The organism is Acinetobacter sp. V91_7, from assembly GCF_031799075.1.
Classification (GTDB): domain Bacteria; phylum Pseudomonadota; class Gammaproteobacteria; order Pseudomonadales; family Moraxellaceae; genus Acinetobacter; species Acinetobacter calcoaceticus.
Map to the genome: position 1 here is coordinate 54,656 of NZ_JAVQNT010000035.1, position 26,862 is coordinate 81,517.

The 26,862-nt window shown below is 39.0% G+C and carries 28 protein-coding genes; 16 read left to right on the plus strand and 12 right to left on the minus strand.

Annotated elements, in window-relative coordinates:
- The first annotated feature begins 54 nt into the window (after positions 1–54).
- Positions 55–630 (plus strand): dihydrofolate reductase family protein, encoded by a 576-nt coding sequence (locus RMB03_RS10705; RefSeq protein ID WP_151826816.1) that lies wholly within the window; start codon positions 55–57, stop codon positions 628–630.
- Positions 631–719: 89 nt separating this feature from the next.
- Here the strand turns inward: RMB03_RS10705 and RMB03_RS10710 are convergent, their stop codons facing one another.
- A complete protein-coding gene (locus tag RMB03_RS10710) occupies positions 720–1,136 on the minus strand; it encodes a MerR family transcriptional regulator (RefSeq protein ID WP_151768034.1) in 417 nt (138 codons plus the stop codon).
- Positions 1,137–1,292: 156 nt separating this feature from the next.
- On the opposite strand from RMB03_RS10710, the gene RMB03_RS10715 reads away from it, so the two are divergent.
- On the plus strand, positions 1,293–1,985 hold the full coding sequence (locus tag RMB03_RS10715) for a type 1 glutamine amidotransferase domain-containing protein (protein WP_311076001.1): 693 nt from the start codon (positions 1,293–1,295) through the stop codon (positions 1,983–1,985).
- A 97-nt stretch (positions 1,986–2,082) separates the two neighbouring features.
- On the opposite strand, the gene RMB03_RS10720 is transcribed toward RMB03_RS10715, so the two are convergent.
- Positions 2,083–3,288, minus strand: coding sequence for an FAD-dependent oxidoreductase (locus RMB03_RS10720; RefSeq protein ID WP_311076004.1), 1,206 nt, complete (start codon positions 3,286–3,288; stop codon positions 2,083–2,085).
- A gap of 157 nt (positions 3,289–3,445) precedes the next feature.
- A complete protein-coding gene (locus tag RMB03_RS10725) occupies positions 3,446–3,994 on the minus strand; it encodes an Rrf2 family transcriptional regulator (protein WP_311076006.1) in 549 nt (182 codons plus the stop codon).
- Between the two features lie 392 nt (positions 3,995–4,386).
- Between RMB03_RS10725 and RMB03_RS10730 the strand changes: the two genes are divergently transcribed.
- The gene (locus tag RMB03_RS10730) at positions 4,387–4,755 is read left to right on the plus strand and encodes a hypothetical protein (RefSeq protein ID WP_311076134.1); all 369 of its coding nucleotides are present in this window, start codon (positions 4,387–4,389) and stop codon (positions 4,753–4,755) included.
- A 57-nt stretch (positions 4,756–4,812) separates the two neighbouring features.
- Here the strand turns inward: RMB03_RS10730 and RMB03_RS10735 are convergent, their stop codons facing one another.
- Together RMB03_RS10735 and RMB03_RS10740 are read right to left on the minus strand one after the other, a co-directional pair.
- Positions 4,813–5,832 carry an MBL fold metallo-hydrolase gene (locus tag RMB03_RS10735; protein WP_311076008.1) on the minus strand — a complete coding sequence of 340 codons (1,020 nt, stop codon included), beginning with the start codon at positions 5,830–5,832 and terminating at the stop codon, positions 4,813–4,815.
- Positions 5,833–5,971: 139 nt separating this feature from the next.
- Positions 5,972–6,541 carry a TetR/AcrR family transcriptional regulator gene (locus tag RMB03_RS10740; protein ID WP_205469143.1) on the minus strand — a complete coding sequence of 190 codons (570 nt, stop codon included), beginning with the start codon at positions 6,539–6,541 and terminating at the stop codon, positions 5,972–5,974.
- Between the two features lie 166 nt (positions 6,542–6,707).
- Between RMB03_RS10740 and RMB03_RS10745 the strand changes: the two genes are divergently transcribed.
- The 3 genes from RMB03_RS10745 to RMB03_RS10755 all read left to right on the plus strand — a co-directional run bounded on the left by RMB03_RS10745 (position 6,708) and on the right by RMB03_RS10755 (position 8,689).
- Positions 6,708–7,106, plus strand: coding sequence for a hypothetical protein (locus tag RMB03_RS10745; RefSeq protein WP_311076011.1), 399 nt, complete (start codon positions 6,708–6,710; stop codon positions 7,104–7,106).
- Between the two features lie 591 nt (positions 7,107–7,697).
- Entirely contained in the window at positions 7,698–8,252 is a 555-nt protein-coding gene (locus tag RMB03_RS10750; protein ID WP_311076013.1) for a TetR/AcrR family transcriptional regulator, read from the plus strand.
- A 227-nt stretch (positions 8,253–8,479) separates the two neighbouring features.
- The gene (locus RMB03_RS10755; protein ID WP_035357968.1) at positions 8,480–8,689 is read left to right on the plus strand and encodes a hypothetical protein; all 210 of its coding nucleotides are present in this window, start codon (positions 8,480–8,482) and stop codon (positions 8,687–8,689) included.
- Positions 8,690–8,964: 275 nt separating this feature from the next.
- Here RMB03_RS10755 and RMB03_RS10760 read toward each other — a convergent pair whose 3' ends face one another.
- Together RMB03_RS10760 and RMB03_RS10765 are read right to left on the minus strand one after the other, a co-directional pair.
- Positions 8,965–9,969 (minus strand): NADP-dependent oxidoreductase, encoded by a 1,005-nt coding sequence (locus RMB03_RS10760; protein WP_311076015.1) that lies wholly within the window; start codon positions 9,967–9,969, stop codon positions 8,965–8,967.
- A 55-nt stretch (positions 9,970–10,024) separates the two neighbouring features.
- The gene (locus RMB03_RS10765) at positions 10,025–10,828 is read right to left on the minus strand and encodes an oxidoreductase (RefSeq protein WP_198078217.1); all 804 of its coding nucleotides are present in this window, start codon (positions 10,826–10,828) and stop codon (positions 10,025–10,027) included.
- Between the two features lie 429 nt (positions 10,829–11,257).
- On the opposite strand from RMB03_RS10765, the gene RMB03_RS10770 reads away from it, so the two are divergent.
- Positions 11,258–11,389, plus strand: coding sequence for a hypothetical protein (locus RMB03_RS10770; protein WP_264158064.1), 132 nt, complete (start codon positions 11,258–11,260; stop codon positions 11,387–11,389).
- 54 nt (positions 11,390–11,443) lie between these two features.
- Here the strand turns inward: RMB03_RS10770 and RMB03_RS10775 are convergent, their stop codons facing one another.
- Positions 11,444–12,142 (minus strand): TetR/AcrR family transcriptional regulator, encoded by a 699-nt coding sequence (locus RMB03_RS10775; RefSeq protein WP_013197756.1) that lies wholly within the window; start codon positions 12,140–12,142, stop codon positions 11,444–11,446.
- A gap of 147 nt (positions 12,143–12,289) precedes the next feature.
- Here RMB03_RS10775 and RMB03_RS10780 point away from each other — a divergent pair, with 147 nt between their 5' ends.
- From RMB03_RS10780 to RMB03_RS10815, 8 genes are all read left to right on the plus strand, one after another.
- Positions 12,290–13,396, plus strand: coding sequence for an enoyl-CoA hydratase/isomerase family protein (locus RMB03_RS10780; RefSeq protein ID WP_311076019.1), 1,107 nt, complete (start codon positions 12,290–12,292; stop codon positions 13,394–13,396).
- Positions 13,393–14,310 carry an alpha/beta fold hydrolase gene (locus tag RMB03_RS10785; RefSeq protein ID WP_311076021.1) on the plus strand — a complete coding sequence of 306 codons (918 nt, stop codon included), beginning with the start codon at positions 13,393–13,395 and terminating at the stop codon, positions 14,308–14,310. Before RMB03_RS10780 ends, RMB03_RS10785 begins: the two co-directional genes overlap by 4 nt.
- 38 nt (positions 14,311–14,348) lie before the next feature.
- A complete protein-coding gene (locus RMB03_RS10790; protein ID WP_311076023.1) occupies positions 14,349–15,809 on the plus strand; it encodes an AMP-binding protein in 1,461 nt (486 codons plus the stop codon).
- 80 nt (positions 15,810–15,889) lie between these two features.
- Positions 15,890–17,491 (plus strand): GMC family oxidoreductase, encoded by a 1,602-nt coding sequence (locus RMB03_RS10795; RefSeq protein WP_311076025.1) that lies wholly within the window; start codon positions 15,890–15,892, stop codon positions 17,489–17,491.
- Positions 17,492–17,766: 275 nt separating this feature from the next.
- Complete coding sequence (locus RMB03_RS10800) at positions 17,767–18,780, plus strand: alpha/beta hydrolase (RefSeq protein WP_311076027.1); 1,014 nt, start codon at positions 17,767–17,769, stop codon at positions 18,778–18,780.
- Between the two features lie 24 nt (positions 18,781–18,804).
- Positions 18,805–19,668, plus strand: a complete 864-nt coding sequence (locus RMB03_RS10805; protein ID WP_311076029.1) for an alpha/beta hydrolase — start codon at positions 18,805–18,807, stop codon at positions 19,666–19,668.
- Between the two features lie 47 nt (positions 19,669–19,715).
- Positions 19,716–20,102: a hypothetical protein gene (locus RMB03_RS10810; protein ID WP_004642957.1), complete on the plus strand. Its 387-nt coding sequence runs from the start codon at positions 19,716–19,718 to the stop codon at positions 20,100–20,102.
- 8 nt (positions 20,103–20,110) lie between these two features.
- On the plus strand, positions 20,111–21,361 hold the full coding sequence (locus tag RMB03_RS10815; RefSeq protein WP_311076030.1) for an NADH:flavin oxidoreductase/NADH oxidase family protein: 1,251 nt from the start codon (positions 20,111–20,113) through the stop codon (positions 21,359–21,361).
- Positions 21,362–21,423: 62 nt separating this feature from the next.
- On the opposite strand, the gene RMB03_RS10820 is transcribed toward RMB03_RS10815, so the two are convergent.
- Together RMB03_RS10820 and RMB03_RS10825 are read right to left on the minus strand one after the other, a co-directional pair.
- Positions 21,424–21,864, minus strand: a complete 441-nt coding sequence (locus RMB03_RS10820) for a helix-turn-helix domain-containing protein (RefSeq protein WP_311076032.1) — start codon at positions 21,862–21,864, stop codon at positions 21,424–21,426.
- Between the two features lie 106 nt (positions 21,865–21,970).
- Positions 21,971–22,330, minus strand: coding sequence for a helix-turn-helix domain-containing protein (locus RMB03_RS10825; RefSeq protein ID WP_311076034.1), 360 nt, complete (start codon positions 22,328–22,330; stop codon positions 21,971–21,973).
- 127 nt (positions 22,331–22,457) lie between these two features.
- Between RMB03_RS10825 and RMB03_RS10830 the strand changes: the two genes are divergently transcribed.
- Positions 22,458–23,315, plus strand: coding sequence for an SDR family oxidoreductase (locus RMB03_RS10830; RefSeq protein ID WP_311076035.1), 858 nt, complete (start codon positions 22,458–22,460; stop codon positions 23,313–23,315).
- Between the two features lie 102 nt (positions 23,316–23,417).
- On the opposite strand, the gene RMB03_RS10835 is transcribed toward RMB03_RS10830, so the two are convergent.
- Positions 23,418–24,995: an aldehyde dehydrogenase (NADP(+)) gene (locus RMB03_RS10835; protein WP_311076037.1), complete on the minus strand. Its 1,578-nt coding sequence runs from the start codon at positions 24,993–24,995 to the stop codon at positions 23,418–23,420.
- Between the two features lie 17 nt (positions 24,996–25,012).
- Positions 25,013–26,800 (minus strand): IlvD/Edd family dehydratase, encoded by a 1,788-nt coding sequence (locus tag RMB03_RS10840; RefSeq protein ID WP_311076039.1) that lies wholly within the window; start codon positions 26,798–26,800, stop codon positions 25,013–25,015.
- Between the last annotated feature and the right edge of the window lie 62 nt (positions 26,801–26,862).

Here is a 26,862-nt window from a genome sequence, read left to right on the forward strand (position 1 = left end):
AATTGAATATACTAAAAAGCGATAAATCTTTTTCATAACAAAGGAATGAGAATAATGAGAAAACTCATACTATTTCTACATGCATCCCTAGACAGTTTCGTGGAAGGTCCAAATGGGGCAATGGACATAGGTTGGATTGCTTACGATGCCGATTTAGCAAATCATGCCAAAGAAATTTTGAGCACTGCCGATACGGTAATTTGGGGACGAGCGACCTACCAGATGATGCATAATTACTGGCCAACCATGCTTTCAAATCCAGAAGCTTCAGAGCATGAACGCAATCATGCTGAGTGGATTGAAAAGACTGAAAAAATCGTTTTTTCAACCACATTAGATACGGTTGAATGGAATAATTCCCGTCTTGTAAAAGACCATGTCGAAGAAGAAATTAATAAGCTGAAACAGCAAGCGGGTAAGGATATGGTGATTCTGGGGAGTCCTCGATTCGCGCACTATTTGATGCAACTTGATTTAATTGATGAATATAAAATTACAGTTTCGCCCGTGCTGATTGGTAAGGGCTTGCCACTGTTTCAAGGCATTCAGCAAAAGACCAATCTTAAACTTATTGAAAATAAAACGTTTGCTTCTGGAGCTCTCGGTCTTCACTATCAAAAGATAAGCTAATTTTTTCTATAATATTTATATGAAAAAACCAATTACAGCGTTCGCCTGTAATTGGTTTTTTCAACAAAAGTTCTATTTAAAGTTTAAAACTAAGGTGTATTTACTTTGTCGAAATAGAGGGTCATAAGCCGTTCTGCATTTTGCTCACACGTAATTTCATCGGGTTTATCATTAATGGCGTGAATCATAGTGCGTAAGTTTTGCTTACTAACTTTTAGCTTTTGTTCTAAAAGTTCTATTTCCTGAATTTTGGTTTCAATCGTTTGAATAAGTGCATCATGATCCCAAGCGACAACTTTCGAGGGCAAAAAACCTTTAATTTCAGCTAAAGAAAACCCAACTTGCTGGGCTTGCTGAATGAGAGAAAGTTGCTTCAAATCATTATCGGTATATTCACGATAGCCATTCGATTTTCTTTTTGCTTTAGGTAAGAGTTTGATTTGCTCGTAGTAACGAATTGTAGGGGTGCTTAAACCACTTAGTTTCGATAACTCGCTAATATTCATAGCCACATACTCTCTTGACATTCAAGCTAACTTTAGACTTATAGTAACATAAAAGCAAGGTTCATAACTTTACCAAGCACACACTTTCAGTAACAACTTTCTATGCTTTGATAGACGAAAGAATAGAATTATAAATATGAAAAATGAGGTGAGAAAATGTCTAAACGCATATTACACGTCGTGACCAATGTTTCACGCTATAAGGATGTAGATCAACAAACAGGGCTGTGGTTAGGCGAGCTCACTCATGCCTATGATGAATTTGAAAAGCAAGGTTATGTGCAAGACATTGTCAGTCCAAATGGTGGCAAAACCCCGATTGAACCAAAATCGCTTGCACCGTTAGTTGCTGATAAATCTGTTAAAGACCGAGAAAAAGATCAAGCTTTTATTACGCTGTTAGCAAATACCTTTAAGCCCTCAGATATCAATTGGCAAGACTATGACGTGATTTACTACACAGGTGGTCACGGGGTGATGTGGGATTTTTTAGATAACCCAGAGCTCCAAGAAATTACCAAAAACATTTATGAAAAAGGCGGCATTGTTTCAAGTGTTTGTCATGGCTACTGTGGGTTACTTAATGTACAACTTTCAAATGGTGAGCGACTGATAAAAGATAAGAAGTTAACAGGCTTTGCTTGGAGTGAAGAGGTTTTGGCAGGGGTAGCAAAAAAAGTGCCGTACAATGCCGAAGAGTTAGCGAAAGAATACGGCGCTCATTATGAAAAAGCTTTTATTCCTTTTGCTCCATATGTCGTTCAAGACGGCAAGTTAATTACAGGTCAAAACCCTTTTTCAGCTAGAAAGACGGCTTTAGCAATAGTAGAAGAGCTAGAAAAGTCATAATTGTTAATGATTCAAATATAAACTAGAAAAGCAAAACCAGTGACGGTTTTGCTTTTCGACTGTTTAAATAAAGTGGTGTGATCTAGCAAGGCTAACTTTAAGGAACAATCACAAAATCAGGGTTAGCTATTGCAAAAACTGCTTCGCGGTCTGCAGCTGGTGGATAAATCCAGATGGTATTAATTTCTTGTTTAATTTTTTTAGCTTCATCACGCACAAATTGAACCTGACGATCCCAACCTTCGCTATAGAGTGCGCCCCAAGGACCTAAGTCAACACACGTCACATACTTCGGTTGACTGTATGGATGAAGTGGTAAATCAACTAGTTCTGCCGCAGCGTTGTAACCCGCTACACGGCCTAGACTCATGGCATGTTGGCAAGACATCACGTTAAAATTACCTAAATCATCGGTTGGAACTTTTACCGTATCGCCAGTGACAAAAATATTTTTTGCTTCAGGTGCATGTAAATAAGCATCCCCTAAAATACGTCCTAAATTATCTTTTTCACCAGTAACTTGAGAGGTGAGCGAGTTGGCTCGCATGCCCGCAGTCCAGATCACGGTTTGTGTTTCGATTTTTTCGCCATTAGAAAGCGTTACCCCTGATGCATCTAGTGCTGTAACTCGTAGTCCAGCTTTACCTTCCACACCAAGCTCGCTAAGAGCTTCTCGAATAACGGCAGCAGCTTGGTCACCCATTGCTGCACCAATTTCTGTAGATGAGTCTACTAAAACAACACGTATATCAGTTTCGCCTAAAATGCAACGCAGACGTTCAGGCATTTCGGTAACGGTTTCTAGCCCAGTAAGCCCACCACCTGCAACGACCACGGTGTTACGCGCTGCATTTGCAGGTTTATGGGCTAAGTTTTTAAGATGTTGATCTAGTTTTTCGGCATCTTCTAGTGTGCTTACGCTAAAGCCATATTCGGTAAGGCCCGGTATTGGGGGCATAAACGTAGTACTTCCGGTTGCCAGAATAAAACGGTCATAGCTTAAGGATTGTTTGCTGCCATCGGTGGTGGAAACTTCAATTGCCTGTTGGTCGACATCAATTTTATTTACCCAACCTGCTAGAAATTTAACCCCAACCACACTTAATAAATCTGAAATATCAGGGTTCATGTTTTCTAGTACGGCTTCATAAAGACGAGGACGAATATCAACATTCGGGCTAGGGGAAACCATCACTACTTCAATATTTTGTTCTTGCGACGCTAAGTAAATTGCTCTTTGTGCAGCAAGTGCAGCCCATAAACCAGCAAAGCCAGAACCAGCAATAATAATACGCTTACTCATTTGATTATCCTTTTGATCGATTTTTCGGACAACAAATTCCAGCTCATCACAAAATTTAGGGTGAGCGAATCCTTTCTCTGATTGTCCGAAAAATCTGAGAAGGCGTTTAAAACGATTAGTGGAGTTTTAGCTTAGGGTTTGAGGCCCTATCAGCTCGTTAGTCGGGGGTGTCCTGCGATATTTTATTTTTCCGCATTTTTGCTGTTCTTCCTTCAATGCGATCATTGATCCAGCCATTTACATCGCTAAAAAATACGTCGGGTGCATAACGGCCAAAACGGTCTGCAATATCGCCAAGTGTATGAGCACCTAGCGCATCTCGCATGGCTTTTTCGGCCTGTAGCATGACCGCATGCACTGCACACACACCACTGGTTGCCCAATCTGGCGGGGCATGATTAAAGACCGCACATTTCCCACGAACTTCTTGGCACTCAAAAAGCGGTTTTTCACCTTCGATTGCATTCACGATATCTAAAAAACTGATTTCATGAGCGGATCGAGCGAGTAAATACCCACCACGAACACCTTCTTGAGCAATAACAAGACCTGCCTTTTCAAGTTTAGGAAAAATCTTGGCCATAAAACTCGGAGAGACTCCTTGTAATTCGGCAAGATCCTTACTACTCAAGGGTTTATCTTCATTGTTCACAAGAAAAAGAAGACAGTGAATCGCATACTCGACGCTACTAGTGATATAAGCCATTTAATTTCATAATTGATCAATTACAAACACAGACTAACTCGGTCTGTGTTTGTAGTCAATAATAAAACTAAGACAAAGTTAATCTTAGTTTTAAGAGGACTCTTTTAAAGCATCAATTATGAATATATCTAATTGAATAATTTAAATTTTATTAAATAATAAATTTTTAATAATTTATTTAGTTCTCTTGAGTGTAAAAATTTCTAATAGATGCTTAATGAGGTAGTTCACAACTTATAAGTAAGATAGAGGAAAGGGGGGAGATATTTATCTTTTATTTATAGAGTCTTTTAAATTATATTTGTGTAGATTGTTTCAATTAAAATATTGAATAGCTTTATCTGAATAAAAATATTTTTTACATAGCACGATGAATGAATAAGAGAGTTGTTTTGAAAACTGAATTTATTATTAGATGTATTTATGCACTTTGTCTTATCGGTGCAGGGTTCAATCATTTACAAACAGTTCTAATGCACGGTTTGTTTTGGGACTATAACAATGCACCACTATTTACCTGTATTTATTGGACATCTTTAACGTTTATTGATCCACTTGCAGCAATTCTTCTATTTTATAGACCTCGTATCGGCTTAATTCTAACTTTTCTCATTATATTTAGTGATGTCATTCACAACACTTGGATTACATTAAAAGTAGGCCGAGACTTACTCAACTATATGTATATTTCCCAATTTTTATTTCTGGTTTTTGTTTTATGCACAATTAAGTTTCCTTGGAAGGAACATAAGAAAAGTTAAAATTTAAAGATTGGAGAGCAAAAGCATTCTTTTCCTCTCCAAATAATTTCTTCAAACTTACAAACGCCACCAATAATTTTCGACATTTGGCTCGTTTAGATTTAGGATTTCACCCATTTGCGGTGTGCTAATGCCCAAATCTTTTTGCTTAGCCAAACCGACAATACGTTCAAATGGGTCATCCCAAGCATGAAGCGCCAAGTCAAAAGTACCGTTATGCACAGGCAACAAATGACGTCCTTTTAAATCGATATGTGCTTGTAAAGTTTGTTCGGGCTGCATATGTACATCTGGCCATTCGGGGTCATAAGCTCCAGTTTCAAGCATTGTAAGATCGAAGGGCCCATAACGATGTCCGATTTCTTTAAAGCCATCAAAATATCCCGTGTCACCACTAAAAAATACACGTAGATCATTATCAATAATTACCCACGATGCCCATAAAGTTGCATTACTGTCACTCAAGCTTCGGCCCGAAAAATGATGTGCAGGGGTGGCAACCAGTTCTAAACCATCAATATGTGTCGTATCCCACCAGTCGAGTTGTTGAACCTTTTCTGCTGCAATACCCCATTTAATCAGGGCATCACCCACACCAAGCGGTGTTATGAAATGCTCAACTTTGTCTTTAAGTTGCATGACTGCGTGGTAGTCCAAGTGGTCGTAGTGGTTATGCGACAAAATCACGCCTTTAATTGGCGGTAGTTCTGCAATGCTGATTGGTGGTTGGTGAAAACGTTTTGGCCCAATCCATTGAAAAGGTGATGCACGCTCCGAAAAAACAGGGTCAGTTAGCCAAAACTCATCGCGCAATTTTAACAATATGGTCGAGTGCCCCAGACGAAAGAGAGAGCGGTCAGGCGCACTAAGAAGTTGTTCTTTCGACAAACTTAAAACTGGAATTTGTTTATTTGGAACTGTGTCTTTCGGTTTGTTAAATAGAAACTTCCACATCAACTGAAGTGACTTACCAAAAGAAGGCTTGTGCTGGTTCGGACGTGTATTTCTAAATTTGCCATCATGCTGTTGTGACGGCATTAAGGGAGAAGGCAAGTCTGTTGTGTTTGAAATAGTCATCTTGTTTTTCCTTTAGTGGAATAAACCTATATGTGCAAATAAGAACTTTAAGAGTACTTATTAATATCTATATAAATGAGTATTTACTCACTCATTAATTGGTTCAAAAATAAGGACGCCGTGGGTCCTTATCTTTTATTTATATTGAAACTGCATGCCAAAATGCTTCAAAACCCGATTTGCGATAACGCTCGGTTTGAGAAGGGTCTTGGGCAATAAAATTCAGTGTGACTTCCGCAAGTGCCCCCAAAATTGAAGCAATAAATAACGGTGGGTAATCACGTAGTGTTCCACTATTAATATGTTCTTGAATATTTTGGGTCAGATCGCAAAAGGTTTGCATACCAATTTGTTTGCTTTGCTCGGTAATTTGCTCAGAGGTTGAAAGCTGTGCCATTACTTTGCGTTTGAGTGGAGCTTCTAAACTCCAGTCCAAATAGCTTTGCCAAATATGAGACATTTGTGTTTGCAAATCGGAGTGATCAGGGTAATTGAGTATCATGACCTGACGCAGTTCAGCTTTTAGTGAAAGATAGAGCTGATTAAGCAACTCTTCTTTGCTACTAAAATAGGTAAATAAAGTACCTTCCGCCACGCCAGCGACTTTAGCAATTTTTGAGGTAGACGCACGTTCGCCAAGCTCTGCCAATGTTTCTATAGCAGCACTTAAAATTGCATTACGTTTATCTTCACTACGAGGACGAGCCATACACAAATATATTAATTGAGTGATTACTCAATCATACAGAAAAATAGCAAGACAGCAAGATATATTTTGTAGGGCAGAACTAAGAATCCGATAAATTAATAGCTGAAAAGTTATAAAATACATCTGGAATAGATTATTAATCTTAAAAGAAAATTAGGTAAAAGATATGTCCTTATTTGAAGAATGCAAAAATGCGCTCAAAAATGATTTTCAAATTATTAGTGATATAGACGTAGAAGATGTTTATACGAAGTTGAATATGTATCCTATAAAACAAAACTATATTTTATGGAAAAATATAGATTTCAAAGATTTTGATGACATGGATGAGTTGTTAGAAAGCATGCAAACAATTCACAATGAAAATGTCTATGTTGTTGCAGATGATCAGAATATTCCAGTCTTTACTTCTAAGCTGAAATCAATAATTGAAAATATATACGACGTTATGGCTTTGTGCCCTAAAGTTTTTATTTTTAATGAAACTATCCTATTAGAACAACTTTTTCCAACTTATACCGTTAGAGTAGCTTTTAAGCCTAACTTAAATAAATCTCATACTTAAGGATATTCTTAAATATGTAATTAAATGAAAAACAATAATTAATTAAATATTTTCTAGCCAATTTCACATTGACACCTTAAATATTGCAGATTACCATTTGCGGGCTGGCCTACATTGCCAGTCGGTTTTGACGGACCGATGATCGACCACATCAGATTATTCCTTCTGAGGAATAGTTTCATGTGTGCACACCTCGTTCCCTCCCGTAGCGGTAGGACGGGAGTGGGACACTTTCGAGTGTGCTGGATGTCGAACCCAGTCCGTCAACCCACTTCCGTTCTGCCACCATAATTTATAATGCTTTGGCAGAACTCCATACTTAAAGGAGTTGGCTTTGTACATTCATCATTTCTTGGCAGTCACTGTCAAAATCTATATCGACACAACTTAATCACTTTAAAACAGTTTGATAGCCACTAGGTTTTTCAGGCTTTAATTCGTCACGACCAAAAAACTTAGCAACAATAAAACTTGAGATGTGCCCAGCACAGTCTTTATGGCTTTGCTATGCCTTTTTTTACCCTTAAAAGGGTCAAGGCTTTTTATATCTCATTTATATACAACAAAAATTTATTTTATAACGGTAAAACTATGCCACATTCAGATCTTCCATTTCGTGCTTTAAGTGTGCTTCATTCTGCAAGATATCTTTTTAATAAACATGGCTTTCACAATGTCGGGGTAGACCGAATTATTGAAGCAGCAAAAATCCCGAAAGCCATGTTTTATAATTATTTTCACTCAAAAGAACGTCTTATCGAAATGAGTCTGACCTTTCAAAAAGATGGTTTAAAAGAAGAATTACTTTCAATTATTTATGTTCAAAAAGACTTAACGCTAGTTGAAAAACTTAGGAAAATATACTTTTTACATGCCGATTTAGAAGGGCTATATCATTTGCCGTTTAAAGCTATTTTTGAAATTGCGAAAACACATCCAAAGGCGTATCAGGTCGTAATTGACTATCGAAACTGGTTGATCAAGGAAATTTATAATCTGCTTTTAACAACCAATGTAAATGCTTCAAAACAAGATGCGCACATGTTTTTGTTTGTGATTGATGGCGCGATGGTTCAGCTTTTAGACCCGAGTAAACCAGATGAACGGGAGAGGTTGCTTGAGTATTTTTTGTTGGGGTTGGGGTGAGAGAAAAACATTTTAATCTATGAATCTAAAATAAAATTTGTTTTATCAAGTAGTCAATGTAATTTCTATTTTTAGAAAATTCAAATAACTGCATCTTTATTAGTCATATATTTTTATCTTCAATCATAAAATTTACAATGAAAGGAAATGTCACATGAAGTAGGTAGCCTTATAATGATAAGTATGTAAATGTAAAAATGAATCATATTAAAGAATGGACAATTAATATGGCTAATCAAAAAAATGATCAACACCGGCAACAAGAGATTGATCAAGATCGCCAAAATAAACAGCAAGATCAACAATTCGAGCAAAACCAACAGGATCAACAACAGCAACAAAACCACCAATACCAACACCATATACCAAATCAACAGCGGCAACAAAACGTGAAAGATCAGAAAGATATACAGCGGCAAAAAGATCAGCAAAACTGATAAAACTATCGTAAATGTATAAAAAAACCTCAATATCTTATTGAGGTTTTTTTATACGTATTTAAGCCTATTTCTTGTAGCAGAAAGCATCCTATAAATATCATGATTTTTTATTTAAGGAATATCCTTGTCCTCATTGGCATAGTCATTTAAGAATACCAATGAAGAAATAGACTAGAAATTACTTCTGATTTTATAAAGCTACTACGAATGGTCGGGTAATTAAGATCTTTAATGACTTGATCATTCGTAGTGTTTTTTATTTAAATAAATGCTCAAAGTTCAGCAATATTATTTAAAACAACTTTCCCTTTTGCTCGTCCAGTATTTACATATTGGAGCGCTTCTTTAATTTGAATAAATTCATAGGTTTGGTCAACTACGGGTTTAATTTTTCCAGCTTCGACCAATTCGGAAATTTTTGAGAGCTGCTGACCATTGGGTTGCATAAATAAAAATGAGTAAGTAATGCCGAGTTTTTTTGCTTTATGTCGAATTGACCAGCTTAACATCGGTATAACACATTTTAGGAACCAGTTCGGATTAATTGCCTCTGCAAAAGCGTGATCGGGAGGTCCTGAAATACTGATAAGACGTCCACCGCGTTTAAGTACATTGAGTGATTTTTCTAAAGTTTTTCCGCCTTGTGTATCTAAAACCACGTCATAGTCTTTAAGTTCTTGCTCAAAGTTCATTGTTTTATAGTCAATGATGATGTCGGCACCTAGCTCTTTCACCCAACCACTGTTTTTGGCACTAGTTGTGGTCGCAACCGTAGCGCCAAGTGATTTGGCAAGTTGAATTGCAATTGAACCTACACCACCTGAACCTGCATGAATCAGCACTTTTTGACCAGCTTTAACTTTTGCAATTTCAACCAGCGCTTGCCATGAAGTCAAGGCAACTAATGGCAGGGCTGCTGCTTGCTCCATTGAAATATTTTGCGGTTTCAGTGCAAGTGAAGACTGTTGAACCACAGTATATTCAGCAAAAGCGCCGTTTAAATCTGTCTTGGCATAGACTTCATCTCCAGCTTTAAACTGGGTAACGTTCGATCCAACTTCTACGACTGTACCTGCAAAATCATTGCCTAATATGAAAGGAAACTTCACTGGGAGAATTGCTTTAAATTCACCCTCTAAAACTCTTAGGTCGAGAGGGTTAATGCTGGCTGCATGAACTTTAACAAGCACAGCGTCTGCTGTCAGTGGTGGTTGAGATTGTTCATTGAGCTGTACGTCATCAATGTTGCCATAACGGCTAATGTAGGCTGCTTTCATTTGAAACCTCTATTTCTCGAAATTATTTTTAAAGTTTTATAGGCTTAAGCGTGTTCTAAACTTTCAAGCTGCGGTGAATTAATTTGTCAAAGATCTTTGCAGGTGCAAATCGTCTTAACGCTTTTAAGCTTTTTGCAGTTTTTCCTGCTGTGTAGCGTGGTACGACCTGTTGGCTTTGAATGACAGTTAAAATTGTATTGGCAACTACACTCGGGTCATCTGACTTATTAATTGAATTAATCATTTGTTTATGTAGCTTTTCACGCGTTTGATCGTAAAAAGAAATTTTATTGTCTGCTTCGAGTAAGTTTACTCCCAAAGACGTATTGGTGTAAGCAGGTTCAATAAGTGATACACGAATACCTTGAGATCTTAATTCGTGATCTAAAGATTCAGAGTAACCTTCAAGTGCATGTTTTGAAGCAGCATATAGTGCGCCAAAAGGCAGAGGTAAAAGCCCAAGAATTGAACTGATATTTAAGATCAATCCTGATTTTTTCTGGCGCATATGTGGTATCACTGCACGAGTCATTCGAACCGCACCAAAAAAATTGGTATCAAAAATAGCCTGTGCTTGTTGCATTGAGCTTTCTTCGGCACCAGCAGGCGCTATTGCAAACCCAGCATTATTAATTAAGACATCAATTTTTCCTTCAGTTGCTATTACTTTCTCAACGGCTTGTGCAACTGAATTGTCTTGATTTACGTCTAACTCAATAAGATGGAATTTGTATTTTGATGAATCTTTTGCTTGTCGGCTTGTGCCATAAACAATAAATCCAGCCTCATGTAAAAGGTTTGCTGTTGCTAAACCAATACCAGAAGATGCGCCTGTAATGAGAACTACTTTACCAGTCATACCATTTTTTCCAATTTGAAGGTGTTCGCTATTCAGTTTCACCTTGATATTTTCATCATAATCTAAAAACAAAATAGTTACTACTAAAATGATAGTAACTTTTATCGAATTTATTTCTAGTTTTTATTGGCTCATACGATTTTCAAACCAATTTCAAAATTAATGGAGAAAGAAATTGCATACAAAAAATAAAAGCTCTGCAAATCATTCACCAACCTTAAAGCTCAATGTCGATGGAACTTTATTTACTTATCGTGAATTTGGGAAAAAGAAGGCGCACCAATTATTCTGCTAAATCATTTTAGTGCTGTAATTGATGATTGGGATCCTAGAGCCATTGATGGGATTGCTAAAGAAAAGTGGGGCATCATCTTTGACAATCGGGGTGTTGGTGGTTCACAAGAAAAAACCCTAACTACTGTTCAAGCAATGGCTGATGATGCGATTGAATTTGAAACGCGTGGTTTAGTTTTATTAATTATTTACCCAGACACAGGTTACGGAGGAATATTTCAATTTCATCAAGACTTTGTGGGAAAGGTAATTCAGTTTTTAGAATAACTTCAATATTGTATAAAATGATGCCTCGGTTGACATCATTTTATATAGCTAGCTTTATACGATATTCTTTGAATTCCAGATAGTTAGAGCTTTATTTGCCGCATTTTCTGCTATTTGTGCTTCTGCGCCTAATCCAACTATTAGATTAATACACATTGGAATTAAAATTTCGGTGGTTGGATTAGGGCAACTAGTAAAATGTTGCCCAAGCTCTAACATAATAAATCCATGCAGTGCACTCCATAACTGTGCTGCCATCACATCAGGGTCAATGTCTCGAATATATTTTGCTTCTATCAGATTCACACATTCTTGACGTAAGTATGAATAAGAATTTTTAAATGCTTCTGTACTTTCATTGGCTGAAGCTTCACTTCTCCGAAGTGGTGTATATCTTCCCTGAATAGACAAGCCAAACATCAAATCATAAAGATGCGGATTAGCCATAGCAAAATTTCGGCATTCTAAAGCCATTAAACACATGTTTGTCATTGGCTCGTCTGTATTTTCTATACTTTTAAATAAACGAGCTTGTTGGGTAAATCCTTCGTCAGCTATGGCTTGCAGCAGCTCAGGCACCCCGCCAAAGTGAGTATAAACACCCATAGTGGACTGACCTGCTTCTAAAGCAACAGTTCTCGCTTTAATTTGAGAAGGACCTTGGTTTTCGATTATTCGCATTGCTGCTTCTAATAAACGTGTACGAGGACTTTTTTTTTCCATAACAAAGTTATTGCGCAATAAAAATAACATTGTTATATTAAACCATAACAATGTTATTGTTAATGCTTAGTAGCTACTAATTTCATATTTTTAAATAAAAGTTAAGCAAAGCTGAACGGATTCTTCTAGCGAGATATCGAGCTTAGAGACATAAAATGTGGTGACTAGGATTGCATCATGAAGATACTTAAAAGTGCTGTTTTGTCAGCAGTAGCAATAAGTTTAGCGGCCTGTAGTCATTATTCTCAGTCGTTAAATACAAGTAATAGCAAGGCTAATGTTAGTCAAATAAAGAAGGGTTCTGAAATGATTAATAGTGAAATACAGAGAAAGCACATTAAATTGGAAACTCATGACAATGTGCTCATTGTTCACTTAGATGGTGGTCCTTATCAGTTAATGGGACTAGATATGGCTGAAGAGTTATCTGAACTATTAGATGACCTTGAAAAAAAGCATACCTCTGTTGAGGCAGTAATTTTTACTGGGGATCATCCAGATTATTTTATTGCCCATGCTGATGTCCGTTGGTTGCAAGAAGGTGGAGCTAGTATTCCAAAGCTGGGGCTAAAAACTTCTTCTTTGGTTGCACGTACATCTAAAAGTATTCGAGGAGTTCCAGGCTTAGAGCAGTTAGCGGAACTTACCCCTTTAGATGGTGGTATGCAATTAGATAAATTGCATGAAACTTTTTTACGAATGAATAGAAGTGGTGTGATTTTTATCGCAGCATTAAATGGCTCTGCTCTGGGTTTGGGTAGCGAGTTTGCACAAGCCTGTGACATCAGAATTATGGCTGATGGCAATTATGTGATTGGCCAACCTGAAGTCTTACTGGGTATTAATCCAGGAGGTGGTGGGACTCAGCGATTAACGAGATTAGTGGGAACTCATCGAGCGTTAATGATGATGCTTGAAGGAAAACCTGTATCTCCAAAAGTTGCGTTAGAAATTGGCTATGTAGATGAAGTCGTGCCTAAAGATCAGTTGATCGATAAAGCTTTAGAGCGAGCAATTTATTTGAGTAAACGTCCTAAAACAGCACGCGCTGCAATTAAGCGTGCGGCATATTTTGGTGGGTCGGAAACATTAGAAGAAGGTCTGCATAGAGAGCGAACTGAATTTATTCATATATCCCCAACAGAGACAGCACAAAAGCTCATGAAAGGCTATTTAGAGCAAACTGATCAACGTAAAAAATTACCTTTCTATGATGCTGAAGTATTTCAAGAAACTTTAAAGAGTGGCTCACTTCCATTAGCGTCTGAAGGAAATAAAAAATGAATAAAAATCAAGTAAATGCTTCTAAGTATCAGGTTATTAAAGAAGATATTCGTTTTGATTCAGGTGAAACTTATTGTTCTGCATGGCTATTTTTACCTAAAGGGGTAACCAAACCTCCTGTAGTTGTGCTTGGGCATGGTATCGGTGCAATCCGAGAAATGAGATTAGATGCTTTCGCAGAACGTTTTGCCCAAGCGGGTATTGCTGCTTTAGCCTTTACCTATCGATATCTTGGCGACAGTGGTGGTGAACCTCGCCAACTCATGTCTGTAAATCGCCAATTAGATGATTGGGAAGCAGCTTTAAAATTTGTAAAAAGCTATCCGTCGCTTGATGGTGAACGTGTAGGAATTTGGGGAAGTTCTTTCGGTGGAGGGCATGCAATTACTATTGCGAGCAGACATCCAGAACTTAAAGCCGCAATTGCACAGTGTCCGTTCACAGATGGTTTAGCTTCAGCGTCTGCACTAGGCTTAAAAGATACCTTAAAAGTAATTCCAGTAGTCACCAAAGATTTATTTGCAAAACTATTTGGATTGCCGCCGGTCATGGTGCCAATTGCAGCTCCTCCGGGGCAGCCCGCTCTTATGAACGCTCATGATGCGTTAGAGGGGTATCTAGCATTAATGCCAGAAGGCGTCGAATTCGTAAATTACTTAACCGCAAGAATTATTCCAGAAATTCTAAGATATCGACCTGGATTAGCTGCCTCTAAAATCCAAAGCCCAATACTCTTTTGTGTAAGTGATACCGATACAGTTACACCAGCGGGCCAAACTTTAAAACTCGTTAAACATGCTCCACGTGGGGTCATTAAACGTTATGAAGCAGGGCATTTTGATTTTTATACAGGTGAGGCTTTTGAGCAATTGGTTAACGATCAAACTCAATTCCTTAAGCAAAATTTCAATTAACTTGCTGTGATTTCATCTAGATTTGTAAAGGAACTACTATGCAATTTACTATGCTTTCTAAATTAAGGGCAGAGGAAGCCCCAAATGCTCACTGCATTTCTGACTCGAACATTTCTTTAACTAATTATGAGTTTCATAAAGCTGTTCTTCGTGCAGCTGGCACAATGAATAGCCAAGGTATTTGTGAGGGTGACGTCGTCGCTCTTATGCTACCAAATCAAGTTGAATTTGTTGTTGCCATGTTCGCCGCATGGTATTTAGGAGCTGCTATAACTCCAATTAATCCTATGCTTACGCACAAAGAAGCAAATCATCAGTTAAAGGATTCAGGAGCAAAACTACTCATCAATTTAACAGGTGAGAAAATTGATAATAATGTCTCTTCAATAGCTGTAACTATGCTCAAGCATGGTGATGAGTTTCAACATGCTCCAGTTGTTAATCCTGAGGCATTGGCTTTATTAATATATACAAGTGGTACAACGGGCTTACCAAAAGGAGTCATGTTAGATCATTCTAATATTATAGCGATGACTGAAATGGGGCGTGAGGGATTACAAATATCAGAAAAAGATCACTGCCTTTTAATTTTGCCCTTATTTCACGTCAATGGAATTGTTGTGAGTATTCTTGTTCCTCTTGCTTCTGGTGGCCGTGTAACGATACGTCAAAGATTTGATTTAGAGAATTTCTTTACTGATATAGAGCAATTGCGCCCAACATATTTTTCAGCTGTACCTACCATTTATGCAATGTTATATGCCTTGCCTAAAGAGGTTGTGCCAGACGTATCAAGTTTACGTTATGGAGTTTGTGGAGCTGCGCCTGCTTCAGCTGATTTACTCGTTAATTTTGAAAAGCGATATGGTTTTCCAATTGTAGAAGCATATGGCTTATCGGAAGGTACGTGTGGCTCTACATTAAATCCAGTGAATGGTATCAGAAAAGCTGGAACGGTAGGACTGCCATTACCCGGTCAAAAAATAGCTATAGCTGATTTTAATGGAAGACATTTATCTGTAGGTGAAATCGGGGAAGTGTTGATTCAAGGTAAAAACGTTATGCGGGGTTATCTGAATAAACCAGAAGAAACAGCCAAAACGGTTGTAAATGGTTGGCTACACACAGGTGATATAGGTCGAATTGACGATGAGGGATATCTTTCAATCGTTGGGCGATTAAAAGAAATGATTATTCGTGGGGGCGAAAATATTTATCCAAAAGAAATTGAAGATACATTGCTCGAAGTATCCGAAGTTTTTGAAGCGGCTGTGATTGGTGTTTCTGATGAAAAATGGGGGGAAGTAGTTTGGGCGTTTATATCCCTTAAGCCTAATACTGAATGTTCAATTGATCAAATAAATCAGTATTGTAAGCAGCATTTGACTCGTTATAAGCAACCAGAAAAAGTGATTGTTCTTCCGACTCTTCCTAAAAATGCAGTTGGTAAAATTGATAAACCTAAGCTTCGTGGGCTATATCAAGTTCAGGGAGCATAAAATGTCGAAATTACTAAATATCGTCATGCATCTAAAAAATGGGTTGTCCAAAAGATAACAAGCTAGAGTGAGGAATTATTATGCGAAACACTTCTTCTGACAGCCCATTATTTGATTACGACTGGGTGGTTATAGGTTCTGGTTTTGGTGGTAGCGTTTCTGCCTTACGCTTAGCTGAAAAAGGCTATCGAGTTGCCGTATTAGAGCGTGGAAAACGCTATAAAGATGAGGACTTGCCTAAATCGACTTGGCAACTCAGTAAATTTTTATGGGTACCTTCAATTGGATGGAAAGGAATCATGCGAATGAAGATTTTTCGCCATGTTTTTTTTCCCAGTCAATCTGCTGTTGGTGGCGGTAGCACGGTTTATGGTGGAGTTCTCTATCGGGCTAGACCAGAGTTCTTTAAAAATCCTCAGTGGAATCATCTTAGTGATTGGCAACAGGTTTTAACGCCATTTTACGATAAAGCCGAATATATGCTGGGCGTAGAGACAATTAAATTTGATTCCACAAATCAAAATATTGCAAAAGAAATGGCAGCTCATTTTGGTTGTAGTGATGGATTTAAGCGTGCACCGACAGGTATTTTCTTTGGGGAGCCAGACAAAAAAGTGCCTGATCCTTATTTTGGAGGTGAAGGTCCAGAGCGTACAGGATGTATTCGCTGTGGAGCATGTATGGTTGGTTGTCGAGTCGGAGCAGTAAACTCATTAAGTAAAAATTATTTATGGTTTGCTGAAAAGAAAGGCGTTCAAATTTTTCCAGAACATCAAGTTACTGATATTAAACCTTTAAATGCATCAGATGGAAGTGATGGCTATCGCGTTACAGTTCAAACAAAAGAGCTTTTCTTTACTAAAAAAATTACGTTTACGACTAAAGGTGTCGTGTTTGCAGGAGGCGCACTGGGAACTAATGAATTATTAGCCAATTGTAAATTGAATGGTTCACTACCGAATATCAGCAATAAATTAGGACAATTGGTGCGTACCAATAGTGAATCTGTGCTTAATGTAAGATTGCCCAAAGATCTAAAAACGTGGAATGACGTTACTGCAAGTAGCAGTGTACATATTGATCAAAATACACATATTGAGTTTTTGACCTATGGGCGACATGCGGACTTTATGAGTTTGATGTATACCGTTTTAGTGGGTAACGGAAATCGATTAACACGCCCACTCAAATGGTTGTGGCAAATTGTGCGGCATCCGGCACAATGGCTGAAAACAGTGTCACCTATTGGGTGGAGTCAGCACATGATTACGTTGTTGGTAATGCAATCTCTAGATAACTCAATCCAATTTTTACCTAAAAAGCGTTGGTTTGGTTCTGGATATAAATTAATTACTAAGCAGAATAGTGATAAGCCAAATCCAACATATATTGATATTGCCAATCAGGCTGCACAGTGGGTAGCTGATTATACAGGTGGTGTTGCGCAGAGTAATATTTTAGAAGCAATAGCTGATATCCCGACGACAGCACATGTTTTAGGTGGGGCTGTCATCGGAAAAGATGCTGCTCACGGTGTGATTGATCATAATTTACAAATATTTGGATATAAAAACTTATTGGTTTGTGACGGATCAGCAATGCCAGCAAATCCTGGGGTAAATCCAGCTTTAACAATTACTACTTTAGCTGAATATGCAATGTCTAAAGTAATAGAACCCTAGAGATATCCAACCTTTAAGTCTTGAACTGTTGATCAGTAATTTTAAGGGCTGTTTTGTGTATCAACACGAAGCAGTCCTTTTTTATTTCATTCAATTTTTGCAAGAAATTCAAGTAAATAATAGTTAGTACTAAAAAGATAGTGACAAACGGGATTTATCAATATATAGTTAGTATTAAATCGATACCTACTCTGTTTTTATCTTTTCTCTCTTTGAAAGATCACTCATAAAAACAGATGAATCAGATCAATGAATTAAATTTGAGGATCAGAGAAATGAATTTTTTATTAAATACAGTTGCTATGAGTTTGACGGCGATATCTATTTTTAGTGCTCCCTTAAGTCAGGCTGAGACTGTGGAATCACTCTCTTTTAGCACCCCCTTAACTAAGGCAAATGAAGTGACAAAAAACAGTGTTATCAATCAGCAAGCCGGTCAAAATTCCCAACTCAATACAAATTGGACAAATGTCCCAACTCAATTTATTAGTGCAGGTGGCGTTAACTTCGCTTACCGAGAATATGGTCAACAAAATGGTGGAACACCTGTCATTTTCTTAAACCATTTAGCTGCTGTACTAGATAACTGGGATCCACGAATTATTGATGGAATTGCGGCTAAACATCATGTTGTTGTGTTTGATAATCGCGGCGTCGGTGCTTCGACTGGTGAACCAGCAAAGTCAATTGAACAAATGGCAGATGATGCGATTACTTTCATTCAAGCAAAAGGCTTTAAGCAGGTTGATTTATTCGGCTTTTCGATGGGCGGCATGATTTCACAAGAGATTGTACTAAAACAGCCGAATTTGGTTCGAAAAATGATTTTATCGGGAACTGGCCCTGCGGGCGGTACTGGAATTAGTACAGTCGGGCGAGTTTCTAATTGGGATTTAGTTCGTGGAATGGTGACTGGTCAAGACCCTAAGGTTTATCTTTTCTTCACTCGTACAGAAAATGGTAAAGCTTCTGCAAAAGCCTTTATTCAACGTATTAATGAACGTACTGAAAACCGTGATAAAGAAATCACTATTTCTGCCTATCATGCCCAGCTTAAAGCATTAAAAAAATGGGGAAGTAAAAAACCTGCTGACCTTTCTGTGATTCAACAACCTGTTCTTGTTGCCAATGGTGATCATGACCGAATGGTGCCAACAGTAAATACTTATGATTTAGCAAAGCGTTTACCGAATAGTTCACTTGTAATCTATCCAGATGCAGGTCATGGGGGAATATTTCAGTTTAATGAAGATTTTGTAAAACAATCACTTACATTCTTAGCTAAATAAGAACTTAAATTTAGGACTATGACCATGACAACAATTACACACCAAACAGCCGAGACCCAATTCATTGAAGTAGATGGAGCAAATTTTGCCTATCGTCGATGGGGTAATGCAAATACAGAGCAACCACCGCTATTTTTTCTTCAGCATTTCCGAGGTGGTTTAGACAATTGGGATCCACTGATTACGGATGGTTTAGCTCAAGGACGTGAAGTCATTTTGTTTAACGGTCGCGGTGTTGCTTCATCTACTGGCCAGCCCCGTACTCGCATTGAAGATATGGCAGACGACGCGGCGGCAGTCATTCGTGCATTAGGCTTAAAGCAAGTTGACCTATTAGGCTTTTCACTTGGAGGGTTTCAGGCACAAGATTTAGTACGCCGCCACCCTGAACTCGTCAGAAAACTAATGCTTTTAGGTACAGGACCAAGAGGTGGCAAACCACGTGGAGATGATCCAGAAGTCGCTGCTTTGGTATTGAAGCATGCAACAACTGCTGTGCCTTCTGAAGAAAACTTCCTCTTTTTATTTTTCGGCCGATCTGAAGCTGCTATTCAGGCGGGTCATGAATTTTGGCAACGTCGCCATGAGCGTAAAAACCAAGATCCAGCAAGTTCAGTTGAAGTCATGCAGGCACAAATAGAAGCCAATATGCATTTTTTACCTAAACTTGATGAACAAGATCCTTTTGCACATTTACGTGAGATTAAACAACCTACTTTCATTTTAAATGGTGTCGATGATGTGATGATTCCAACCATCAATGCATATCACATGGCACTTAACATTCCAAATGCTCAGCTATTTATTTATCCCGATGCAGGACATGGTGCCCAATTTCAGTACCCTGAACGCTTCGTAAAACATGCAATCCAGTTTTTAGATGAATAATGTCCATGAGTTCGGTCCATTCAATTTGATGAATCAAGAAGATAAAAATGATGAAATTTAAATTATTGCTGTGGATGCTGACCAAGCTCATGCAGCGTGCTGTAAAAAAGAACCCGAAATGCGCAGCTTATGTGAAAGATAAAAATGTCATCTTTCAGATTCAAACAGCAAGTGGTGAAGGCCGCTATTTCGAAGTAAAAAACGGCAAGATTAACTCTTATTCAGGGCTAACCAAGTCACCAAGTTTTACCTTTACGTTTAAAACGGGTAGCAAGGGCTTCGCCGTGTTGTCAGCGAAAGACAGTGTAAACACTTTTTTAACTGCACTTAAAACACAAGACCTTGTCATTACCGGAAATTTTGTGGATGTGATGTGGTTTCAAAGTTTAGTGGACTTTATTCAACCCCATTCAAAACCCTCTTTAACTGTGTGAGATAAGCCATGACTCATCTGCAATTAAAAACGAATCTTTTGAATCAGCCTTTAACTTTACCGAATGGTGTCATCATTCCAAACCGGTTAGCGAAGGCTGCAACCAGTGAAACTTTAGCCAGCTATTCAAATAATCCAAACGAAAAACATGTTCGGCTATATCAGCGTTGGGCCGCATCAGGGATTGGGATGATCATAACTGGCAACATTATGATTGACCGCAAAGCCTTAGGTGAGGCTGGCAATGTGGTGGTTGAGGATGAGCGTGATTTTGCAATTTTACAGAAATGGGCAAAAACCGTGACCGAACAAGGTTCTCAATTGTGGGCACAGTTAAATCATCCGGGAAAACAATCACCGAAAGGATTAAATGTACGGAACATTTCTGCATCGGCAGTGCCATTTGGTGCAGAAATGCAGTCTTTATTTGCAACACCTGATGAAGCAACACACGAAGAGATTTTAGAAATTATTCAGCGTTTTGGTCGTAGCGCTGCGATATGTAAAAAGGCTGGATTTAGTGGAGTTGAGATTCACGCTGCGCATGGTTATCTGATTAACCAGTTTTTGTCACCTTTGCACAATTTAAGAAATGATGAGTGGGGTAGTACACCAGAAAAACGTCGCCGTTTCTTGATGGAAGTTTATGCAGAGATCCGAAAACAAGTCGGTAAAGAGTTTCCTATCGCGATTAAGCTTAACTCGGCAGACTTTCAAAAAGGCGGGTTTACCGAGCAAGACTCGTTAGAAACAATTCAGGCATTAGCGAATGCAGGCATTGACCTGATTGAAATATCGGGTGGTACTTACGAATCTGGTGTAGCCAAAGCTCCACAAAAAGCATCGACAATCGCACGCGAAGCTTTCTTTATTGATTTCGCAGAAAAAGTGAGAACACTTGTTAAAACGCCATTGATGGTAACAGGTGGATTCCGAACTGTAGAAGGTATGGATCAAGCTTTGCAGTCACATGCATGTGATGTCATTGGAATTGCAAGACTTATGGCAATTGAACCTGATGTACCCAAATCTTTACTGGCAGGAAAAAATGGTTTTCAGTCAGTGCAACCCATCAAAACTGGCATCAAAAAAATTGATAGTCTGGGGATTATGGAAGTACTTTGGTATACCCAACAACTCAAACGGATTGGGAAAGGTAAAGAGCCGAAACCTAAGGAAAGTGGGTTATGGGCATTTATTAAATCGGTTTTACTCAGTGGTTGGGGAACTTATGCAACCCAACGTAGCCGAGCAAAATAACCAATTTACTTTACATCAGGCCAATAAAAAGCACTCTAACTGAGTGCTTTTTTATATTTATATTATTCGCTTTTCAGGCGAATAGGGCGAGTGCCAATTTCAGCTCCCGTCATTTGGTCTAACACAATAGGTTTGATTTCAGTACCTTGTTCTGCATCAAGGAAAGTCACCATTTTTTCAGGCTGTTCATAAGGTTTGTATTTTCGACCCCATGCGCCAATCACAAATAGAACAGGTAAGAAGTCTTTGCCCGCTTGAGTTAATACATACTCTTCACGCGGTGGGTGTTCAGAATATTGTCTTTTTTCAAGTAAGCCTTCATCTACCAACACAGACAAACGTTTTGTTAGCATTGTAGGTGCAATACCTAAACTTTTACGAAACTGATCAAAACGAGTAGATCCTGCATGTGCATCTCGTAAAATCAACATGCTCCACGCATCACCTAGCACAGAAAGGCTTCTGGCAATTGGGCAGATTTCTAGATCGATATTTTTACTCATATAGTATTAATCAACTTAATGGTGACTACTAAAACAATAGTAACACAAAGTAGCGAATTAAGCGAGTTTGAATGCTAAATATACAATAATAACTCTATGTTCCGAGTCAATTTTGAACTATGTCTGCACTAGGCTGACTTTCTAATAACTTGGATAAATTATTTTCAAGCCAAGTAGTTAAATCAAAAAGTCGTTCGGAAGCCTCTCGTCCAAAGTCTGTTAATTGATAATCTACACGAGGTGGTATTTCTGCATAATCCTGACGTATGATAAAACCATCGTGCTCAAGCGTTTTTAAGGTTTGTGCCAACATCTTTTCACTAATGCCATCAATAATTTTCTTTAACTCATTAAAACGCAGACGTTGATCTCGAAGTGCAACTAAAATCAAGACACTCCAACGGCTCGTGAGAGTTAATAAAATTTTTCGAGAGGGACAATCTGCTGCAAAAACGTATCCTTTCATCGCGCACCACCTTAATTACAAAAGTCTACATTTGTTTCTAAACTTACTTTTAGGTAAGTACTTACTTTTAGTAAGTTAAGGTACTACGATGATTGAAAGATATCAACTACATCAGATGGAGATCATCATGCGTATTGCAGTTACTGGTGCATCAGGTCAACTCGGCCAATTGGTTATTTCTCAATTACTCGAACGGACTGAAGCAAAAAATATTGTGGCATTAGTCCGCAGCCCTGAAAAAGCAGCAGACTTAAGCACAAAAGGGGTAGAGGTTCGTGCTTTTGATTATGTTCAAGATGCAGATAAACTTTCAGCACAATTGGCTGGTATTGATAAGCTTTTATTAATCTCGTCAAATGAAATTGGTCAACGTACAGTACAACATCAAAATGTGATTAATGCGGCAAAGCGTGCAGACGTAAAATTTATTGTTTACACAAGTTTATTAAACGCAGATACATCACCACTTCTATTAGCACAAGAACATGTTGAAACTGAAAAATATTTAAAAAAATCGGATATCCCATATACGCTATTACGTAATAACTGGTACAACGAAAACTATGCAATGGGGCTTGTGCAAGCAGTTGAGCATGGCAAAATTTTTGGGGCAACGCATCATGGCAAAATAGCATCTGCTTCACGCTTAGACTATGCAACTGCTGCCGCTGTGGTATTAACGAAAGAAGGACATGAAAATAAAGTTTATGAACTAGCAGGTGATACGAGTTATACCCTTGATGATGTTGCAAAATGGGCAAGTGAAATTAGTAAAAAAGAAGTAATTTACCAAGACCTACCAGAAGAGGAATATAAAGCACTCTTGGTACAATTGGGTATACCAGAAGGGTTTGCTGGCATCTTGGCAGATTCAGATGAAGGCGTATCTAAAGGCGGCTTGTATAGTGATAGCAAAGATCTACATCAGTTAATTGGTCGTGCCACTACCAGTATGCAAGAGACGATTAAAGAATTCTTGTCTTAAATGATTAATGCTTTATACATAAAGCCCTCTATCTAATAGAGGGCTTTTATTCTTTTAAACGTCAGGAAATTATAGTAAGTCTCATATAAATTTTGATTAAGTTTATAGAGTATCTTTGGTCATTTCGCCATTAACCAGCCTTAAAATCTGCAACGGATTGCTGTCTTTTAAGGCTTCCGGCAATAAACTTTGTGGATAGTTCTGGTAACACACTGGACGTAAGTAACGGTCGATTGCTAAGGTTCCAACCGAGGTGCCTCTTGCATCTGAAGTCGCAGGATACGGTCCGCCATGTACCATTGCATCACAGACTTCTACACCCGTTGGATAACCATTTAAAAGCAAACGACCAGCTTTTTCTTCGAGTACCGGAACCACATCTGCAAACTCGGTTAAATCGGCTTCGTCGGCAATTAAAGTCGCTGTAAGCTGACCATTCATGCTTTGTAAGGCTTGAAGGAGCTGTGCTTTATCTGCCACTTCAATGATGACAGTTGCTGGCCCAAAGATTTCTTCTTGTAAAAGTTGGTCACCCGCCAGTAAAAGCTCAACATCAGCTTTAAACAATTGTGGCTGTGCCTGATTACCTTGCTGGGTTTGGCCTGCCAAGTGTTCAATGCCTTGATGCTCGGTTAAATGCTCAAGACCTGCCGCGTAGCTTTTTAAGGTTCCGGCATTCAGCATGGTTTGAGCAGGTTTGCCGCCCATAATATTGGTCAGGTTAGTAATGAGCTGAGTAAACTCGGCTGATTTAATTCCCAAGATTAAACCCGGATTGGTACAGAACTGACCACAACCTAGAACGACAGAATCTGCCAGATCCTGTGCAATTTTTTCACCACGGCTTTTTAAAGCTTCGGGTAACATTAGCATTGGGTTAATACTGCTCATTTCAGCAAAGACCGGAATGGGTTGTGGACGGGCTGCTGCCATGTCACATAAAGCGCGACCGCCACGGAGTGAACCGGTAAATCCAACTGCTTGAATTAAGGGATGCTTAACCAGTGGTTCACCCACGCCATTACCATAAATCATGTTAAATACACCTTTAGGCATATTTGATTTTTCTACTGCACGTTCAATTGCCTGAGCCACAAAGTCTGCTGTCGCCATATGTCCGCTATGGGCTTTCACCACAACCGAACAGCCTGCGGCGAGCGCAGAAGCAGTGTCACCACCAGCGGTTGAAAAGGCCAATGGAAAGTTACTTGCACCAAATACTGCAACAGGTCCAACACCAATTTTAATCTGGCGCAGGTCTGGACGAGGTAAAGGCTGACGCTCTGGCAAAGCGGTATCAATACGGGCACCTAAGAAATTTCCACGACGCAGCACTTTGGCAAACAAACGCATTTGTCCACTGGTACGGCCACGCTCACCTTGCAAACGTGCAAGTGGCAAAGCTGTTTCTTGTGAGACAATTTCTAGAAAGTCTGTACCCAAAGCATCGAGTTCATCAGCAATGTTTTCTAAAAAGATTGCACGCTGTTCAGGTGAAGTGTGGCGATAGGTTTTAAAAGCTTGACTAGCTGCTTCACAGGCCTGATTGACCTCTTGCTCGGTTGCATGGTGAAACTCAAAAGTCAGAGATTCGCCAGTTGTTGCATTCACACTTTTTAATAAGTTTGCACTTTGTGCACTGCGTGAACCGCCAATAAAGTTGTGTCCAATGATGGTCATAACGAATATCCTGAAAATTAATGAGAGTGTCTTGGAAGATTATTTTGGTTGACTACACGCATGTATAAAGTTGCTGGCTCTAAACAACCACCAGTAGATAGTTGACCTACCATGTTGCGATACATTTCTTGCCAAGGGGTTTGAGATGCAGAGACAGTGGGTTTCCATTCTTGGCGGCGTTTTTCTAACTCCTCATCAGAAATAAGTACATTCACTGAACGATTATTAAGATCAACGCGTAAGCGGTCATTGGTTTTTAATAAAGCAATTCCACCACCCACAGCTGCTTCGGGTGACATATTTAAAATAGAAGGGCTGGCAGATGTCCCACTTTGACGGCCATCTCCCAAGCAAGGCAGCGAGTCAATTCCTTTTTTAATTAACTCAGCTGGTGGAGCCATGTTGACAACTTCGGCACTGCCCGGATAACCGACCGTACCTGCACCTCGAATCACCAAAATACAACGTTCATCAATTTCTAAAGCTGGGTCATTAATTCGTGCGTGATAGTCTTCGGGACCTTCAAACACAATTGCTTTTGCTTCAAAACTATTTTCACTATTTGGGTCAGATAAATACGTTTTCTTAAATGCTTCTCCAACCACAGACATTTTCATAATGGCGCTGTCAAAGAAATTGCCGCTAAGCACAATAAAACCCGCGCCATGTTTAAGTGGTTGTTCATATGGGAAAATGACATCTGCATTTGAGGTTTTTGCATTTTTAGCAATTTCACCTATTGTTTTACCGCTGACCGATGCACAGTCTTCATGTAAAACACCTGATTTTTGTAATTCATGCATAACAGCTGGAACACCGCCAGCGCGGTGAAAACCTTCACCCAAATATTTACCTGCAGGCATACAGTTCACAATTAATGGAATATTTTCTCCCACGCGTTGCCAGTCTTCCAAGCTCAGCTCAATGCCCATATGGCGAGCAATTGCAATTAAATGAGGAGGGCAGTTGCTAGAAGCTCCCAAGGCAGATGCCACAGTAATAGCATTTTCAAATGATTGTTTATTCATGATTTTAGATGGGCGTAAGTCTTCTAAAACCATTTCGCAAATTCTTTTTCCTGTCATATAAGCCATCTGCCCACGCTCGCGATACGGCGCAGGAATGCTTGCACATGTAGGTAATGACATTCCCAAAGCTTCTGCCAAGGCATTCATTGAAAGTGCAGTTCCCATGGTGTTGCAATGGCCAACCGAAGGTGATGCCGAAGTCGTCATTTCCATGAAGCCTTCATAGTCAATTTCACCTGTTGCGAGTAAATTGCGTGCATGCCAGAGCACTGTACCTGAGCCAATTAACTCGCCTTTGAAATGGCCATCTAGCATTGGACCACCGGATAAAACAATGGCAGGTAAATCTGTAGTCGCGGCTGCCATTAAACAGGCAGGTGTGGTTTTATCACAGCCCGTTGTTAGCACCACACCATCAAGCGGATAACCATGCAATATTTCAACTAAACCTAAATAAGCTAAGTTCCGGTCGAGTGCAGCAGTCGGACGGCGCGACTGTTCTGCAATTGGGTGAACCGGAAACTCCATCGGAATACCACCAGCATCACGAATACCTGCTTTAACTCGTTCAGCAAGTTCTTTGTGATGACGGTTGCACGGGGTCAAATCACTACCGGTTTGTGCAATTCCAATAATAGGGCGACCCGACTGTAACTCGGCACGGGTCAACCCATAATTCATATAACGTTCAACATAGAGCGCTGTCATGTCAGCATGTGTAGGATCATCAAACCATTCTTGGCTACGTAAAAAAATCCGTTTATCTTGATCATTCATTTTTAGATCCTTTCACTCATACTTTTTGAAATTTAATTTTTTTCACGAGATGAATATTACAA